The sequence below is a fragment of the Alkaliphilus oremlandii OhILAs genome (assembly GCF_000018325.1).
Taxonomy (GTDB): Bacteria; Bacillota; Clostridia; order Peptostreptococcales; family Natronincolaceae; genus Alkaliphilus_B; species Alkaliphilus_B oremlandii.
The window spans coordinates 660,831-677,155 of sequence record NC_009922.1; the positions used below are offsets into that span (position 1 = coordinate 660,831).

Here is a 16,325-nt window from a genome sequence, read left to right on the forward strand (position 1 = left end):
AGCATAGAGTAATTGTTTTATTGAAGGAGGGAATTAAATGATCTCAAATCAATGGTACGCAATACTACCATCAAAGAAAGTTAAGACTGACAAGATCGTAGGTGTAAAACGGATGAACCTGGATCTGGCAATATTTCGAAACAGCAAGGGTGAAATCGGATGTGTGGTGGACCAGTGCACGCATCGTGGCGCTGCGCTCAGCTTGGGGAAGGTCAAGGATGACTGTATCCAGTGCCCATTCCATGGACTTGAATTTAATAAAATCGGTAAATGTATGTTTATTCCTGCAAATGGGAAGGCCTCTACGGGAGACATCAGCCGATACAATGTCAAGCATTATCCTGTAAGAGAAGAAAATGGAATTATCTATCTGTGGTATGGTGACGAGGAAAAAATCACTGATGATCTGCCTTTCTTTGATAAGGAAATCGATGATTCATTCGTGTTCAGCGAGCTTGAAGATCACTGGAATTCGCACTATTCAAGATGCATTGAAAACCAATTGGATGTGGTGCATCTTCCTTTCGTACATCAAAGCACTATTGGTAGGGGAAATAAAACTCTGGTTAATGGTCCTAAGGTAGTCTGGGAAGACGGGATTTTAACGACCAGTGCCAATAACGAGCTGGATCAAGGTCAAAAACCCAAATCACCGGAAGAATGTGTCATCAAGGATACCCATTTAAGTTTCCGATTTCCCAACATTTGGATGAACCACATCAGTGAGAATATAAAGGTCATTATCTATTTTGCTCCCGTTGATGATGAAAATACCGTGCTCTATATCCGGTTTTATTGCAAACTGACAAGTCTAAGGCCGATAAACAGCTTGATCGCATACATAGGTAAATTTGCAAACAAAACAGTCGAAAGACAGGATAAACGGGTTGTTATAACACAAAAGCCCAAAGCTTCGTCATTAAGATCTGGTGAAAAGCTTGTACCGGGCGACGGTCCTATTATCAAGTACCGTAAAATTAGAGAAGAGCTAATAAACAGCACTGTAAAATGAAATGATGTTTTATATTTTGGAGTGAGCACTTGATTGAACAAAAGCAAAAGGAAGGATCAAGCAATGGATTATGATGTTATATGTGAAGAGTATAATTCTGATGACATATTGCGGTATATATTTATTTGTCCATACTGGATACAGAGCAGGAACGTAAAAAAGATGACGGACCTATATGAGGAGTATAAAAATGTTGTATAATATAATTTAAGATACCGAAGCTGCTGCAGTACTTTTGTATTGAGTAGCTTCGGTAATGTCACTGAACTATACTTGAGAAAGGACGATTTTAATGAAGAAAATAAAAATGTTAATACTATATTTTCTTATGTTCTTATTAGTTTTTTCTGCTTGCAGTAACCAAAGTTCACCGAATCCTTTAGATAACGACTCAAATGGCAGCTTAGGTGTAATTGATGGGAAATGGGTTGAGCAAAAGGAAGATACATTAATATTTGATAAAGAGCCAGATTTTCCTGTAATTAATAGTTACCTTGATTTAACAATGAACGATTATAGAGCTCTTGCTGAACAAAAGAATGTACATTTAATTTGGGCTACGGGAAAATCAATTTCCCCTTCTAAATACTATGGATTATTTAACTCTAATCGTAATTGTTTGGAAAGTGAAGTATCGGTTTCAATCTTTGTTAAGAACATGAAGACTGGGGAAGAAGTATCAGTACTAACTGGTGATGATACTTCCAGCTATCATATTTTAAATTGGTGGCTTGACGATACAAGGTTTGTATTCCAGAGGGACGATCGAGATGGTAAGAGAACATATGGAGTTTGTACAGTTAATGGCGAGGTGACTTTACTTGAATCTCTAAAAGATAGTACAATAATACTTCAACATAGCAGTTCTTATTTTATTAGTTGTGAATATGGGGATGAAAAGACAATTTCTTTCTCAAAAATTGGAACAGATAATCATATTGAAAATATTGGAGAATTTTCTTCGGATCATTACATTATGGAAGCTGTTATATCTTCTGACTTTAGATTCATTGCGTTGAAGACCCGGGAAAACTATGAAACTTATGATCGTATGCTTGAAATTCTTGATTCAACAAATGGCTTATTTTACAAAATAGAACCACCGATTACCCAGAATGCTTCGAGCGTATCTTTAAACACATTAAATTGGCAATCCACCTATTTAAGAGCTAGGTATCATGTTATTTATAATAACGAGCAGGAATCTGTATTGTATGAGTACCAATTCTAGTTAAGAGCTTGTACTAGATTAAGCTGAAACAGATGTTTAAATGACTGCACAGATACCTTTAAAAGCAGTAGAAAATGCTTGTTTAACTATTAAAGATACAAAAGGAAGATCAGAGAATGAAAGAGCATATACAACACCACGTTTATATGCCACTAAAAGATATTCATGAAATAGTGGATTCTATTTTACCAAAGACAATCACTCGAAGGCATTTGTTTTGGTGGTATTCCCTAATATGGAAAAAAGAGGTGTAAAAAATGATTATTTGGATAAACGGAGCATTTGGCTCGGGAAAGACAACATGTACCTATGAATTAAACAAAAGATTGTCCAATTCTTTTGTTTACGATCCTGAAAATATCGGTTATTTTATACGAAAAAATATACCTAAAGAACTGTATGAATCAGATTTTCAAAACCATGATCAGTGGCGGGTATTCAATTATGAAATGTTAAAATATTTAAACAGTACTTATGAGGGCATTATTTTAGTCCCCATGACATTAGTGAACCGTCAATATTATGATGAAATCATTGGTCGACTTATCAAAGAAAACATTAAGGTAAAGCATTACATTCTTTACGCAGAGAAGAAAACTATAGAAAAACGTCTTAATAAACGATTTGAGTGGAGTAATTCATGGGCCAAATCACAAATTGACCGATGTATTTATGCATTTAATCACCATATTACTGAAGAAAAAATAATAACGGACCACAAAACCATTGATGATATTGTGGAGGAAATCGCTGAAAAAAGTGGTTTAACTTTGCGAAGTGACAAAAGAGGCCACTTCAAGAAATTGATGGATAGATGGGCTACCCTGATCAAACATATACGGTAATTTATATTAATCTTAAGGGGGCGCTCGAAGGGTGAGCGGCTTCTCGCGCAAAAGATAACCTTTTTGTGTTTGGAGAGATGGATTACTTGAAAGATATGCAACGGAGGCAAATAGTAAGGGACAAGGTATTAAGAAAATGAATCGGTTGAGGATATTGCAAGAGCCAGTTGGGATGTGAAGGTATAGTTCTGACGGGCTTTTTTTATTTTCAGATTATAGTAAAAAAATACCCTGTCGATAGACTTTTTTACTTGTCTATTCGATAGGGTATTTTTTAATAAAAGCACGGTCTTTTTTTATTGTATAGACTAAATATTATTTTGAGATAGGAGGATTAAAACATGGATATTACGATTAAACACCACAGTCATAAGAAGGAGGGGATAGAGGAAGTCCACTTTCCTTGTGGGAGGAGCTCACAGGGAAGGATGGAAATATTCAAATCGATGGCGAGACGATGAACAAATGGTGTAAGAGCCTACTGTAGAGGACTATGTTTCGGCTATGATCCTACCCATGTCTTTTGTATCGTAACCGCCGATATTTCCAAATTCATTGCGAAAGGCATCGGAACGAATTATTTTGAGCAGGGTCTGAATTTCAAATGTATTCATATCCTCTTTACGTAACACGAGATCATATCTTTCCTTTTTCATGGCAATAAAGTCAATGTTATCGACCTGACATGCTATTTTTTCGTTACCTACTGCAACATCCGCTTCACCTCTGCTGACTGCACTGGCAACAGCCAAGTGAGAGCTTATTTCTCTGTTATAGCCCTTAATTGTACTTCCAAAAATACCAAGAAGCTTGAGATTTTCATCAAGAAGTACTCTTGAGCCTGCACCTTGTTCACGGTTAACCATAATGATATCATCTCTTTTGAAATCATCCCAACCGCTAATATTTTTCGGGTTCCCTTTGGCAACATAAAGCCCTTGCATACGACAGGTGAGGTGAATAATTACAGCAGGGATACCTGGTATAAGTCGCCGAACATATGGAACATTGTAGGTGTCGGTATCACTATCCCACATATGTGAAGCCGTTACATTCACTTTATTGCGGTATAAGGAAATTAGACCGTCATAGCTGCCAATATAAGCCCGCAGAGCCGGGATGTTATGTAAGCGCATGTAGTTTGACAGCACGTCAAGAATCAAATCTTGTCCACAAATTATAAAACCGTCTGGTTTCTTTTCATTTCCCATGAGGCTAAATGTCCCATCAAGAACGGATGTTTTTTTTGCATTTTGGCTTTCTTTAGATTTAGATATATATTCTTTTACATCTTCCTCTGTAAAACGAACCTTACGCCCAACCTTATACGAATTTATTTCACCACGCCGAATTAAGTCATAAATCGTACTTTTGCTTACCTGTAAAAGATCTGCAACCTCTTGAGTTGAGAGAGCAGCTTTAGTGGACATAAACTATTCACCCCTTAATCTTGATTTAATGTGCGAGAGTATATATAATTGTATATAAAATGTTATTTATATCACTTTACATCCTATTTCGTATTATATCACACATTTAAAAAGAAAACAAATACGAAATAACACGAAAAAACTTAGAAATGGAGGAGAGATATTTGGATGAAATTATGTTTCTGTTGATTACCATACTTGTCGGAAGTATGTTCGGTGTAGCTGCGGTAAAAGTAAAAATTCCTGCCGGGCTCATGGTTGGAGCCATAGTCGGTGTTGCGGCATTTAATATCTTCTTTGATCTTGCCTATATGCCAAAGCAAACAACGCTGGTTGTTCAGATTGTTGCCGGTGCTTTTATTGGCTGTTCTATGGAGAAAAGTGACTTAAGGCGCCTGCCAAAGATAATTAAACCAGCAGCAATTATGCTGAGCTCCTTAATAATCTTAAATTTAACGGCTGGTTTTTTGATTTACTTCCTCAGTCCGCTGGATTTAGTGACATCCCTTATGTCAGTGGTACCCGGAGGCGTAAGTGATACGCCAATTATTGCGGCTGTCATGGGAGCAGACGGACCGAAGGTAGCCGTTATGCAGCTGGTTCGACAGATTCTTGGAATTGGTGTTTTTCCAGCTCTAATTTTCGTCTACGATCATAAGTGCAGAAAGCATGGTATCGAAAACGAAAGGGGAGCATTCATTGAAAAACGCCAAAAGTCAAAAACAAAATCATGGCGTGCATTTTTATGTACAGTGGTTGTTGCCGCACTTTTCGGTATCCTTGGCAAAATATCCGGTATAACAGCAGGCACCTTCACTTTCGCTATCCTTTCTGTATTAATTCTTAAATTAGTATTTGATTTTGCCTACATTCCAAAATGGCTCAAAAAATGTGCACAGGTTTTAAGTGGAAGCTATCTTGGAAGTACTATTGTCTTGAATGATGTTCTGACATTACGATATTTGCTGGTACCTCTTTGTATCATTGTGCTGGGCTATGCAGCAAACTGTTTTGTTACCGGAAAGATTATTAGCAAAACCTGTGGTTTTACCAGGAAAGAAGCCATGCTCATTACTACACCAGCGGGAGCGTCCGACATGGCGCTGATTTCAAACGATTTAGGTGTAGAAAATACAGACATCATTATCTTACAGGTTCTGAGGGCTGTTATTGTAATGTCATTATTTCCTCAAATCATTAATCTGATTTTACATATCATTGGAGCTTAGCGAAACCTTGTTCCTATGACTTACAATTGAAAACAGAAAAGGAATTAGTTTTTAAGGATAAACCATCACTTGGAAGGATCTGTAAAAGCTTTGTTAAAAAACCCAAATAGTAACATTATGCGCTCCTGTAATATAAGGGTGAGTATATAATATTGGAGCATAACAGGAGGTAATAATTATGTCAATAAGAGTTGCAATTAATGGTTTAGGACGTATTGGACGGCTTGCTCTTAGGCAACTGTTTGATATGGATGATTTTAAAATCGTCGCAATTAATGATCTAGCTACACCGGAAATGCTGGCCTATCTTTTAAAATACGATTCAACCCAAGGTACCTATAAATATGCTGATACAGTCCAGTACGGCGAGAATTATATTGTTGTTGATGGAGTGAAAATCTCTCTTTATAAGGAATCGGATGCTTCAAAGCTTCCGTGGGAGGAGCTTTCAATAGATATTGTATTAGAATGCTCAGGGGCATATCTTTCAAGAGAAAAGTCTCAAGCACATATCGAAGCAGGAGCCAAAAATGTTGTAATATCAGCTCCTGCGGGGGCTGACATCCCTACAATAGTTTATGGTGTAAACGAGGATATACTGAAGCCGGAGGACCATATTGTTTCAGCGGCTTCATGTTCTACAAATGCACTTGCACCTATGGTAAAAGCGTTAAATGATTATACGTCCATTCTAAGTGGTATTATGACTGTAATTCATGGATACACGGCTACACAAATGCTACAAGACGGTCCACAGCGAAAGGGAAATCTTAGACGTTCCCGTGCTGCGGCTATCAATATTATTCCTACTACTGCAGAGGCAGCAGCGGCTGTTGGGCGTGTCATACCGTCTTTAAATGGTAAACTTAGCGGTTCTGCTGTTCGAGTGCCAGTACCCACGGGATGCCTTATTACACTTGCAGCAGTGGTTTCAGGGAAAGAACTGACCGTTGAGAAAATAAATATGGCAATGAAAGCAGCTGCTTCGGACACCTTTGGTTACACTGAAGAAGAATACGTCTCCTCAGACATTATAGGAATTACATATGCCGCACTTTTTGATGCTTCTCAAACTCTTGTAAATAAAGTCAACGAAAGTGAATTTGAAGTTAGAGTTGGTGCTTGGTTTGATAATGAAAATTCCTTCGTAAGCCAAATGATTCGGACCACAAAATATCTATCTCACATCTAAGATAAGCAAATAATCCCTGTTTTTTAAACTAAGTAGAAAAAAGCAATCAATGCTTTGTTGATTGCTTTTGCTGCGCTTAAGATGAATGTTAATGATCAATAGAAATCCAGATTGTTTTTGTATAAACGGAGCATTTGGTTCGGGTAAGACAACATGTACTTATGAATTAAACAAAAGATTTTCTAATTCTTTTGTTTACGATCCTGAAAATATCGGTTGAGGATATTGCAAGAGCCAGTTGGGATGTGAAGGTATAGTTCTGACGGGCTTTTTTTATTTTCAGATTATAATAAAAGATAGTGAATTATTTGTATGGGTATTGTATAATAGAATTAATTTTCTAAAAATTTCCTTTTGCACATTTATAAATTAATTTATTAGGGAGTGAGCTGAGGTGAAAATTATCAAAAAAACGAAAGCAGGACTAACTCTCATAGAACTTATAGTTTCTATAGCTATAATTGGGATGATAGTTGTCGCATTTATGCCTTTATTTGTCATGTCATCGAAAACTAACAATAGATCAGAAACTATACTTGATTCTACATATCTTGGAAAAGATGTTATGGAATTAGTATATAATTTAAGTAAAACCGTTCCCTATAATGAATTAAAGAATAAGTTGGTAAGTGAAAAAGGCTATACAGAACTATCCAGTAATACCTACCTCTATGAATATGAAGACAAAAAATGCTTGTATATCAGCTTTACTGAAAGTGAAAATTTAATAAAGGTAGTTACGAAAATATATAAAGATAAAAGTATGAACCAACTAGAGGTGCAATACGAGTCGCTATATTCTTGGATTGGAAGGGGTATTTTAAGTGAAGAGTAATAGAGGGTTTACTTTGATAGAGTTAGCAATAGTTTTAGGATTAGCAGGGATCGTATTATCAATGATTTTTTCACCGATCATATTTTCATTCCAAAACTTTGGGATTCAAAATGAAAAAGCAAACATAACATCAAATTTAAGAGCTACCATGGACCATTTAACGAGGCAAATAAGAAAGGCCAGTGAAGTTGAAGTCGTTAATGACAATGCCATTAAGATTGATTCTAAGGTTTACAAGATTCAAGACAGAAATCTTGTTAAGGATGATAGTATACTTATAGAGGGTGTTGATGAATTAATTATACGGAAAGATAAGAATAGAATGGAAATAAAAGTAGTAATCAGGGATCGTAAAAACAAAGAACATAGTCTTTCATCAACTATCAATATGCGGTAAGGAGATGGGTATTGTGATAAAGAGAAGAGTGAAAGAAAAAAAAGGTTTTGCTTTGATTATTACACTTTTAAGCCTAGCATTAATATCAATTCTGGGACTTGTCCTAATGAGAGTTGCAACATCTAATTTCAAGATGACAAAAATAGACAGTAGAAGTCAAGGTGCTTATTATATTGCAGAAGCTGGAATAAGCTATATGATTGATCAATTCAATACAGAGGTGCATGAAAATGAAAGCAAGTATAAAACTAGCACAGCGTTTTTTCAACATATTGAAAATCAATTTACAAAAGCTGCAAGTACTCTAGATAATTTCGAGAAAAATAATGGAGAGCAACCCAAAGCTTTTATTACAGTAAGTCAGGTAGGCACAAATGAAGATAGGAGAGATTATAAGATACAATCTGTAGGGAAAATTGGAGATAGTACGAGAACCGTTGGTGCGATTCTATCAATAAGCTGGAATCAAGAGGAAAAAAATGAAATAATAGAAGAATTAATATTTTATGCAAAAAATTTTAGCTTTAAGGGTTCATCAGTAAATGCGCCTACAGGAAGTATCGTCATGGATGGTATACAAACACATAGCTTAAATGGGGGTTCAGCATTAAACATAAGCAATATGTATTTTAATGGTCCTGTGAAGATGGATGGGGGTTCAGCATCTTTTGGAAGCAAAGATAATCCAGGAAATATATATGTCAATGGTAATCTAGAGTTTTGGAATGGTACAAGAGATGTATACGGTGACATAAGAGTAAATGGAAAGTTTAGGTTAAAAGATGCCAAAATCTATGGAAACGTGTATGTAAATGGCGATTTAGAATTAGAGTGGATCCCTGAAATTCATCAAAACATATATTATACAGGCAAATTAATTGCACCTGCAAATTACAATACATCGGTACTAAACAAATGTATAAAGGTAGAGAGTGTGGATAATTTTAAAATACCAATAGTGGATTATAGCTTAAGAGAAGATCGTTGGTATATAGATAATGGATATGTTGTAAAAGGTAATGAAACAGGAACCATTCCACATGGTGCTAAAATGCTGGTGAATAACTACAAAAATACTAACTGGCAAAACATAACGGGACAAGTGGTTCTTATTAGTAAGGGAGATATCATATTGAGGGGTGGCAATGGATTTACAGGTGCTTTAATTGCCCCTAATGGGAGAGTTGAATATTCAGGAGATGGAACTTTTAATGGTGTTATAATATCTAAAAATGAAATTACTTTGCCTAAGGGAGGCAATTATTTTAACTTTAAAGGTTTAAGTGAAATTTTTGGGAAGGATATTCCAGTAATAGCCAGCGGCAATGTAGGTAATGGAAACGGCGGGGGCGGCTCAACAACTTCACAAAGTGTAAAGGTTACTATAAAATCAAATATTAAAGAAGAGTGATATGATGCTTTGAAGTATATAAGGGTTTTTTAAAAACGCACTTTGGCTAAAGAGGGGCTTAGAGGACTACCTTTCCACAAAACGCCTTACTTCTGTGTATGCTTATCATACTTTTACCCCAACCCACGTGGAGACAGTGGTTATTGTCAAAATCAAATAAATATAGAGGAGCGCTTTTTATGGAATTCAGTTTAATTCTAGCTGTTATATCAATAACTTCAATTTTAGTAGCTTGTCTATTGAATCACATATTTAAGAAAAAAAGGTATATCAAGTATATTCCCATAATAATAATATTTCCTTTTATGCTATACAATTTCATTACCATGTACAGTGCTCCATCTGAAGGCTTTCAGGCGTTAGGAAAATTTGTAATGGGTCTACTATTGCTATTTGCAAGTATACCTGCTCTTATATGCTCAATTACTTTTGATATCCTTCATAAAAAAAGAATTAAGAAGGATTAAATACGATGTTTTATAGATAAAATTGCAGTCAAAGGTGTCAATAAAACGGAAGCTACTCAATACAACCTCTTTCTCTAGGATAGAAATTACTGAGAAAGAGGTTGCTCTTTTTACGCCAAAGCTTCATATTCCAAAAACGTGATTTGGCTTTTACCATGATTAAAATTCCCATAGGATATATTTTCTATGAAAACTTGGATGCTTCATTCTATGAAAGCGTATTTCTACTGCTACCGACGGATGGAAATAAACTGTATGGAGATCGGTGCTCCCCCTATGGGAGCATTCTCAGTCTTCAATATTAAGATGCCGGACTCAATGATATAATTAATTGGAGGCTGCATGACGCTATTGACAAAGAGATGGTGGTAGGAAGTCTTTGCAGGATCAAGAATTCCCGTACATCCATACAGCCTTAGCTCATCTTCATTTGTATAAATATGCCCTTCATTTGAGATCGCGTTATATTGAGCGAGATCTCCTTTCAAAAGCTGGTGATTTCCATCCCTTATGATTAAATATTCAAGGACGATGAAGACGCCCTTTAGCGGTGGCTCCACCGTTGTTAGGGTCAAAAGGCCAGGTGATACCCTGTAATTGGTCTTCGGCTGTAGTACCCCATTGATAAAAAGGTTGAAAAAGGATACATCCTCGGGATTCGGTATGCCTCCATCCCCATAGTGTATAAGTTCATCATCATCGGTGAATGCTTTCTTTACCCCATCTGAAATCGTATTATAATGATGATTTTCCGCAAAGATCTGCTCAACATTTTTCCCATAGAAAGCGCCCCTTACTTCAGCTACCATAACAGCTGTGGTATTAGAATCTAAGGTTCCGATATCCCATCGAATCTCATTGTTGCTCTCTCTGGATAAAGTGCCTTGAGTAGTACTAAGGATCTTAAAATCTAGGAGAGGGTCCAACAAGAAATGATCCGTCATTACAACATCATGGACGAAGCCATAACCGGTATTCTCTACATGAATCTCTATTTTCCAAGTATAAATATGATGCTCTTCTACCTCCAAAGGTCCAGCCACAATATACTTTTCAATTCCTAGATCACCAAACAGATGAGGGCACGGATTTTTTTCCTTGGATTTTTTAGAGGAATCAGAAGGAGAAAAGACATTCTGTAGGGGGTATAACTGTGGGAAATCTCTTAGCTTAAAATCATCACGGATCGAATTTCCGCCAAAATCTTCGCAGGCAAAGGACTCTAAAGAGAGCGCATAGCTTGGAATGAGCAATGGGACTTTTCCTACGACTTTAATCATCATAGATACCCCTACTGAAAATTTTAATTGTGAATTTACTTGGAGGGGTACCTCCAGAAGCTTTGTGCTGGTGTCCACCACAATACGATATGAAAACTCATCCCGAGATTCTGGAATAAACATTAGAATGTCTTCAGCGATCGTAGGTAGAAATCCTTGGATTACACCATTGGAAGTAACGACTCCAAAGGGTATTTTTACTTGAAAACGAACGCGTTTCAAATTCGGTCTATTTTCTAACTCCGTAATTTTTAAAGTGTTTTCTACAATGATTCCTGGTTGAAATCGAATCTGTCTAAAATAATTGTTATCCATAGCTATGGTAATATTCTCAAGACATCTTTTCTGACGACATTGTGAAAAGACTTTGTCAGCAAGGATGCAGATGCTTTGTAAATCCTGAACAGGATCAAAAATCTGTATGGATGGGCCAGATGCTATATTGGATATGATGCAGGAATCTAAAGCTGTAGCAGTGGCTATGGCTCTATTGAGAGAGCGGAGACCCGTTGTATTGAAGGAACCTTCAGCTTCAAATGTAGCCCTTAAAGTAGTACCTGGCAGTAATTTTTCAATGGTCCACAGAATCGTGTTATGGGAGATTGCAGCATGGCCCAAAGGGATATGTCCAGCAGAAATTTGGTGCAATTCATCGAAAAGGATCGTATCGGTTACCATAATGTTCTGCACAATATGATCTGTAGGATTCGAAATTTGGAGAACAAAGTGCCATTTTTTCGATTGACCTGTGAATACAGCCAAAGATTCGTTATATATAAAACATTTTACCAGCAATGCTTTCTTTTGTGGCTTTAAAGCGGGTAGAACCAAGATTTGAAAATCTTGTGCAGTATTGGTAAGAATTGTGCTCATACCAATATTTCCAACGCCTGAAGCAGTGTTTAAATTTTTGATGCCCTCAGATTCAAAAGAACCGATAATATCTACCACCAGGATAGCATTTTGGAACTCTTCCAGCACATCCATATGCCACAGGAGCTTATTTCCTTGTAAAGTGGCGTTACCAAGGGATGCACCAATGACTCGGATATCTTTAAGAGCATCCACCCATAGAGAATCTGTTATAAGAATGTTGGATATAGTACAATGGCTGTGATTCCACAGGCTTAGTTCTACTCGCCATCGGTTATTTTCACCAATACTAACCTTTGTGGGGCCTGACGTAATTATCTTGTTGATAAAAAGTCCCTTCCCTACCGTTATGAAAGGGGACGGAACTATATCTGTTGTAACGGCGCCAAAAGAACCATGTCCAGTTGCTGTGCCACTACTGATACAGCGGATGCCACTGGCTGTAAAGCATCCTTCTACCTGAAAGCTGGCGGTAACAGAGTCCCCTGGAAGAATGAAGTCCATATCCCAATGAATACGATGATCTTCTATGCGAATATTGCCTTGGGATACAGCCCTACTTTCTATGCCTAAGATAGAATCCAATAGCATATGATCGGTCACATGAAGATTTCGAATCTGGGTCGTACTGATATTTTTTACTGTGATCATAAGTTCCCAAGTAGCAATTTGACCTGTGAGAATAGAATCAGGTCCCTGTATAATATTTTTTTCTAAACGGAGATAGGAAGCTACATTGTCCTGAATCACAATATCCATATCCGCTACAGGACCAATGGATATATTGCCGGAAGGAAGCAATCCTTCAGCAGTGGCATAATTGAGCTTTGATGATGTCCTATTTTTTAAGGTGACAAAACTGAGTATAAGGGATGTTCCTTTTAAGGGAACATCTTCCGTCTTTAAAAGAAGATGACCTTTCTGGATCTCATAGTTGACCTTTGGCTGTAGCACGCCATTAATAAACAAATTAAAGTAAGAGACCGACGCAGGGTCCAGTATGCCTCGGTTGCCATACTCCTTTAGTTCATCATCATTCGTATAAATTTTTCGGATACCGTCCGAACGGGCATTATATTGATAAACATTTGCATTCAAATGAAACACAACGATCACCTCCAACCAAAGATATATTCTGATCCTATTCTATGTAGAGCACAATCCATCGTTTTTTTCATAAAAGGATGTGCAGTGTATGCACATCCTTAAATTTTTCAATTAAGTTGTTACTGTAGTGGTAGAATCAGAATCTGGAACGAAGTTGTTGACTACTAAAGTAATCGGTGTACCAACTAGAATTGAATCAGCATTCGTAATAACAACTTCAGAACCATCGACACTGACTGTATATAGACTGGATTGCTGTAATACGCCATTTATAAATAACAGGTAGTATCCATTGTTTGCAGCTGCGGTGGTAAGATTACCTGTTACAGCAGTACCTTCACTATCGGTAAATAGCGTAGATGGAATGGTAACAGTACTACCAGATCTTTCGGTTTCACTGAGCTCGTAGAAGTAGTTTTCAACTTCAGGATGGATGTCTGTATCTGTTGTAGTAACAGCATCAACTACAAGCTTGAATAATTTGGTTGCCATTAATTTGTCCTCCTTTCTGTTTATAGTTTATTATATTAGCCAGATTGCCAATAGGTTCCCTGTCGGCAAATATTATTGATCGACTGAGTAATCCATCGGTAATCGATCAAATTGGATTGGAAGTATGGTATAATATAGGATAGAAAACTCAAAAAAATAATTCAATGTAAAAGTATAGGGTGGATTCAATTGAATAAACAAAGAATTAAAAACATTATTTTTTCCTTCAGTGTCCTTTGGAGTACATTGCTCATTTGTGAAGTGCTTTACAAATACGGTGTGGGGCATCAAAATATCAACATTATCATGTCTATGGCGATATTTATTATTACAGCTGTTACGGAAGGATATATTTATGGTTTGTCATCAGCCATTATCGGTGTACTTACCTATGACTTTCTCATCACCTCACCAAGACTGGGTTTTAGTTTTACTGTAGACTTTCCAGCAACATTACTCATCCTATTGACTGTAGTTTTTACCAGCAGTACCATTACGGGTAGAATTAAGGCACGGCTGGAAGAAGCTAAGCAGAAGCACCAACATGCAGAGCTGCTATACAGCATTAACCGGAAACTTCTTTCTACAAGAGATTTAGATACCATCGTAAGATATGCCATGGAGTATTTGAAAAATGAATTACGATATTCTGTGGCTTTTTTTGAGGATATTAAGCCAGAAGGAGCGCTGAATCCTTATTGTATACATGTAGAAGAAGATGTGGATACTGAATATTTTATAAAGGAAGAAATCTTTTCTCTAGTAAGACTTGCGGCAGATCAGCAGGAACCCTTAGAAGATCAATCTTACGGCTGTTTTTTCCCTATGGTAGCACAGAATATCACCTATGGCGTCTTTGCTTTTTGCTGTAGAAGAGAGGATCTAAATCAGAAAGAATGGATGTTTTTAGAATTAATAGCGGATCAAACTGCCCAAGCGCTAAGAATGTACCATCTGATCGTGGAACAGCAAGAAGTTAAGGTGATGATGGAAACAGAAAAGGTAAAAAACAGCTTTTTACAAAGCATATCTCACGATCTAAGAACACCGCTGACGGGTATTATAGGCGCTAGTTCTACTTTACTGGAAGAAGGGAAAGTGATTCCTTATGAAGTAGAAACAAAGCTGATAGAAGGAATACAAAATGATGCTCAATGGCTTCTTAACATGATTGAAAACATTCTATCCATTACGAGGGTTCATAATAACGATATGAGGATTGACAAAGTGGAGGAGCTTGTGGAAGAAGTCATCGAGGGCGCTGTGTTAACTTTCCGAAAACGTTTTCCAAGTGCAAAAATTACCGTAAAGCAACCAAAGAATGTCATATTAGTCCCCATCGACATTCTGCTGATCTCTCAAGTTTTAACCAATATTTTGGAAAACACACAGAAGCATTCGAAAGGAAAAAAATCCGATGTAACAATAGAAGTCAAAGAAATGGACGATTTTGTCACATTTACCATAATGGATACGGGGCCTGGAATCGACCCACAAATTCTTCCATTGCTGTTTAATTTTATGATTACTTCAGACAATACCCCTTGCAGAGATACAACACGAGACTTAGGAATTGGGCTTTCCATTTGTCGGACTATCATTCGGGCCCATGGCGGAGAAATATATGCGAACAATAGACCAGAAGGCGGAGCACAGTTTACGTTTACGATACCCCTTTGTAAGGAGAAATATAATTACTAGAGAGGGATTGCTATGGAAAATAAACCTGTTATTATGATCGTAGAGGATGAAGAACCAATCAGTGAATTCATCTCTATAAAGTTAGAGTTACAAGGATACAGAACGCTGAAAGCCTACAACGGGCAGGAAGCAATGTCCCTTGCTGCTTCCCATTGCCCAGATTTAATTTTAATGGATTTGGGACTGCCAGATAAAGATGGGATGGAAGTGTTGAAATTCATTCGAGGGTGGAGCTTGGTGCCCATCATTATTATATCTGCAAGACACGAGGAAAAGTTTATCGTATCAGCCCTTGATAATGGTGCAGACGATTATATAACGAAACCTTTTAACAACGCGATTTTAGTTGCAAGGGTCAGAACGGCTCTGCGAAGGGGGCATATTGCAAAAATTAAAAATAGCAATATGAATAAATCCTTTTCCTTAGACGACCTCTATATTGATTATGATAAGCGAATTGTGACAGTAGCCGGAAACCCAGTCCATTTGACGCCGATTGAATATCGGATCATTGTTTTGCTTTCTCTGAATGCAGGGACTGTAGTGACCCATGAGTTTTTAAGTCGTGAGCTTTGGGGTCCCTATGTGAATAAAAGCAAAGCCCTTCGGGTCAACGTTGCAAACCTACGGAGGAAAATTGAAAAGAACACTGCAGAGCCTCAATATATTTTGACAGAAATGGGTGTAGGCTACAGGATGTTAGAGGAAAAATAGTATCGATTAAAATAATAGTTCGTTTTGGCAATCTTCAAAAATAACAAATCTATATAGGCGCAATCTAAACCTTTTCAAGACGATTTGCTAGGAAAGGTTTTTATTTTAA

14 protein-coding genes are annotated in these 16,325 nt (G+C 37.1%); 11 read left to right on the forward strand and 3 right to left on the reverse strand.

Going from position 1 to position 16,325, the window contains the following annotated elements; all coding sequences use genetic code 11:
• Positions 1–37 precede the first annotated feature (37 nt).
• The 4 genes from CLOS_RS03135 to CLOS_RS03145 all read left to right on the forward strand — a co-directional run bounded on the left by CLOS_RS03135 (position 38) and on the right by CLOS_RS03145 (position 3,088).
• The gene (locus CLOS_RS03135) at positions 38–1,012 is read left to right on the forward strand and encodes an aromatic ring-hydroxylating oxygenase subunit alpha (protein WP_012158473.1); all 975 of its coding nucleotides are present in this window, start codon (positions 38–40) and stop codon (positions 1,010–1,012) included.
• A gap of 292 nt (positions 1,013–1,304) precedes the next feature.
• Complete coding sequence (locus tag CLOS_RS03140; RefSeq protein WP_012158474.1) at positions 1,305–2,243, forward strand: hypothetical protein; 939 nt, start codon at positions 1,305–1,307, stop codon at positions 2,241–2,243.
• Positions 2,244–2,283: 40 nt separating this feature from the next.
• A complete protein-coding gene (locus tag CLOS_RS16260; protein WP_278183744.1) occupies positions 2,284–2,412 on the forward strand; it encodes a hypothetical protein in 129 nt (42 codons plus the stop codon).
• 88 nt (positions 2,413–2,500) lie between these two features.
• Complete coding sequence (locus CLOS_RS03145) at positions 2,501–3,088, forward strand: DEAD/DEAH box helicase family protein (RefSeq protein WP_012158475.1); 588 nt, start codon at positions 2,501–2,503, stop codon at positions 3,086–3,088.
• A gap of 491 nt (positions 3,089–3,579) precedes the next feature.
• On the opposite strand, the gene CLOS_RS03150 is transcribed toward CLOS_RS03145, so the two are convergent.
• Positions 3,580–4,518: a helix-turn-helix transcriptional regulator gene (locus tag CLOS_RS03150; RefSeq protein ID WP_012158476.1), complete on the reverse strand. Its 939-nt coding sequence runs from the start codon at positions 4,516–4,518 to the stop codon at positions 3,580–3,582.
• Positions 4,519–4,682: 164 nt separating this feature from the next.
• Between CLOS_RS03150 and CLOS_RS03155 the strand changes: the two genes are divergently transcribed.
• The 5 genes from CLOS_RS03155 (at position 4,683) to CLOS_RS03175 (ending at position 9,582) form a co-directional block, all read left to right on the forward strand.
• On the forward strand, positions 4,683–5,747 hold the full coding sequence (locus CLOS_RS03155) for an AbrB family transcriptional regulator (protein WP_012158477.1): 1,065 nt from the start codon (positions 4,683–4,685) through the stop codon (positions 5,745–5,747).
• Between the two features lie 178 nt (positions 5,748–5,925).
• Complete coding sequence (gap, locus tag CLOS_RS03160) at positions 5,926–6,939, forward strand: type I glyceraldehyde-3-phosphate dehydrogenase (RefSeq protein WP_012158478.1); 1,014 nt, start codon at positions 5,926–5,928, stop codon at positions 6,937–6,939.
• 394 nt (positions 6,940–7,333) lie between these two features.
• Complete coding sequence (locus tag CLOS_RS15185; RefSeq protein ID WP_012158479.1) at positions 7,334–7,774, forward strand: type II secretion system protein; 441 nt, start codon at positions 7,334–7,336, stop codon at positions 7,772–7,774.
• Positions 7,764–8,171, forward strand: a complete 408-nt coding sequence (locus CLOS_RS03170; RefSeq protein ID WP_012158480.1) for a PilW family protein — start codon at positions 7,764–7,766, stop codon at positions 8,169–8,171. The genes CLOS_RS15185 and CLOS_RS03170 overlap by 11 nt, the downstream gene beginning before the upstream one ends.
• 13 nt (positions 8,172–8,184) lie before the next feature.
• Positions 8,185–9,582 (forward strand): PilX N-terminal domain-containing pilus assembly protein, encoded by a 1,398-nt coding sequence (locus tag CLOS_RS03175; RefSeq protein ID WP_012158481.1) that lies wholly within the window; start codon positions 8,185–8,187, stop codon positions 9,580–9,582.
• Positions 9,583–10,279: 697 nt separating this feature from the next.
• On the opposite strand, the gene CLOS_RS15795 is transcribed toward CLOS_RS03175, so the two are convergent.
• Together CLOS_RS15795 and CLOS_RS03190 are read right to left on the reverse strand one after the other, a co-directional pair.
• Positions 10,280–13,309: a DUF4183 domain-containing protein gene (locus CLOS_RS15795; RefSeq protein ID WP_012158482.1), complete on the reverse strand. Its 3,030-nt coding sequence runs from the start codon at positions 13,307–13,309 to the stop codon at positions 10,280–10,282.
• A gap of 111 nt (positions 13,310–13,420) precedes the next feature.
• Complete coding sequence (locus tag CLOS_RS03190; RefSeq protein ID WP_012158483.1) at positions 13,421–13,801, reverse strand: DUF4183 domain-containing protein; 381 nt, start codon at positions 13,799–13,801, stop codon at positions 13,421–13,423.
• 189 nt (positions 13,802–13,990) lie between these two features.
• On the opposite strand from CLOS_RS03190, the gene CLOS_RS03195 reads away from it, so the two are divergent.
• Both CLOS_RS03195 and CLOS_RS03200 read left to right on the forward strand, forming a co-directional pair.
• Entirely contained in the window at positions 13,991–15,502 is a 1,512-nt protein-coding gene (locus tag CLOS_RS03195; RefSeq protein ID WP_012158484.1) for a sensor histidine kinase, read from the forward strand.
• 12 nt (positions 15,503–15,514) lie between these two features.
• Positions 15,515–16,216 carry a response regulator transcription factor gene (locus tag CLOS_RS03200; RefSeq protein WP_012158485.1) on the forward strand — a complete coding sequence of 234 codons (702 nt, stop codon included), beginning with the start codon at positions 15,515–15,517 and terminating at the stop codon, positions 16,214–16,216.
• Positions 16,217–16,325: the final 109 nt, after the last annotated feature.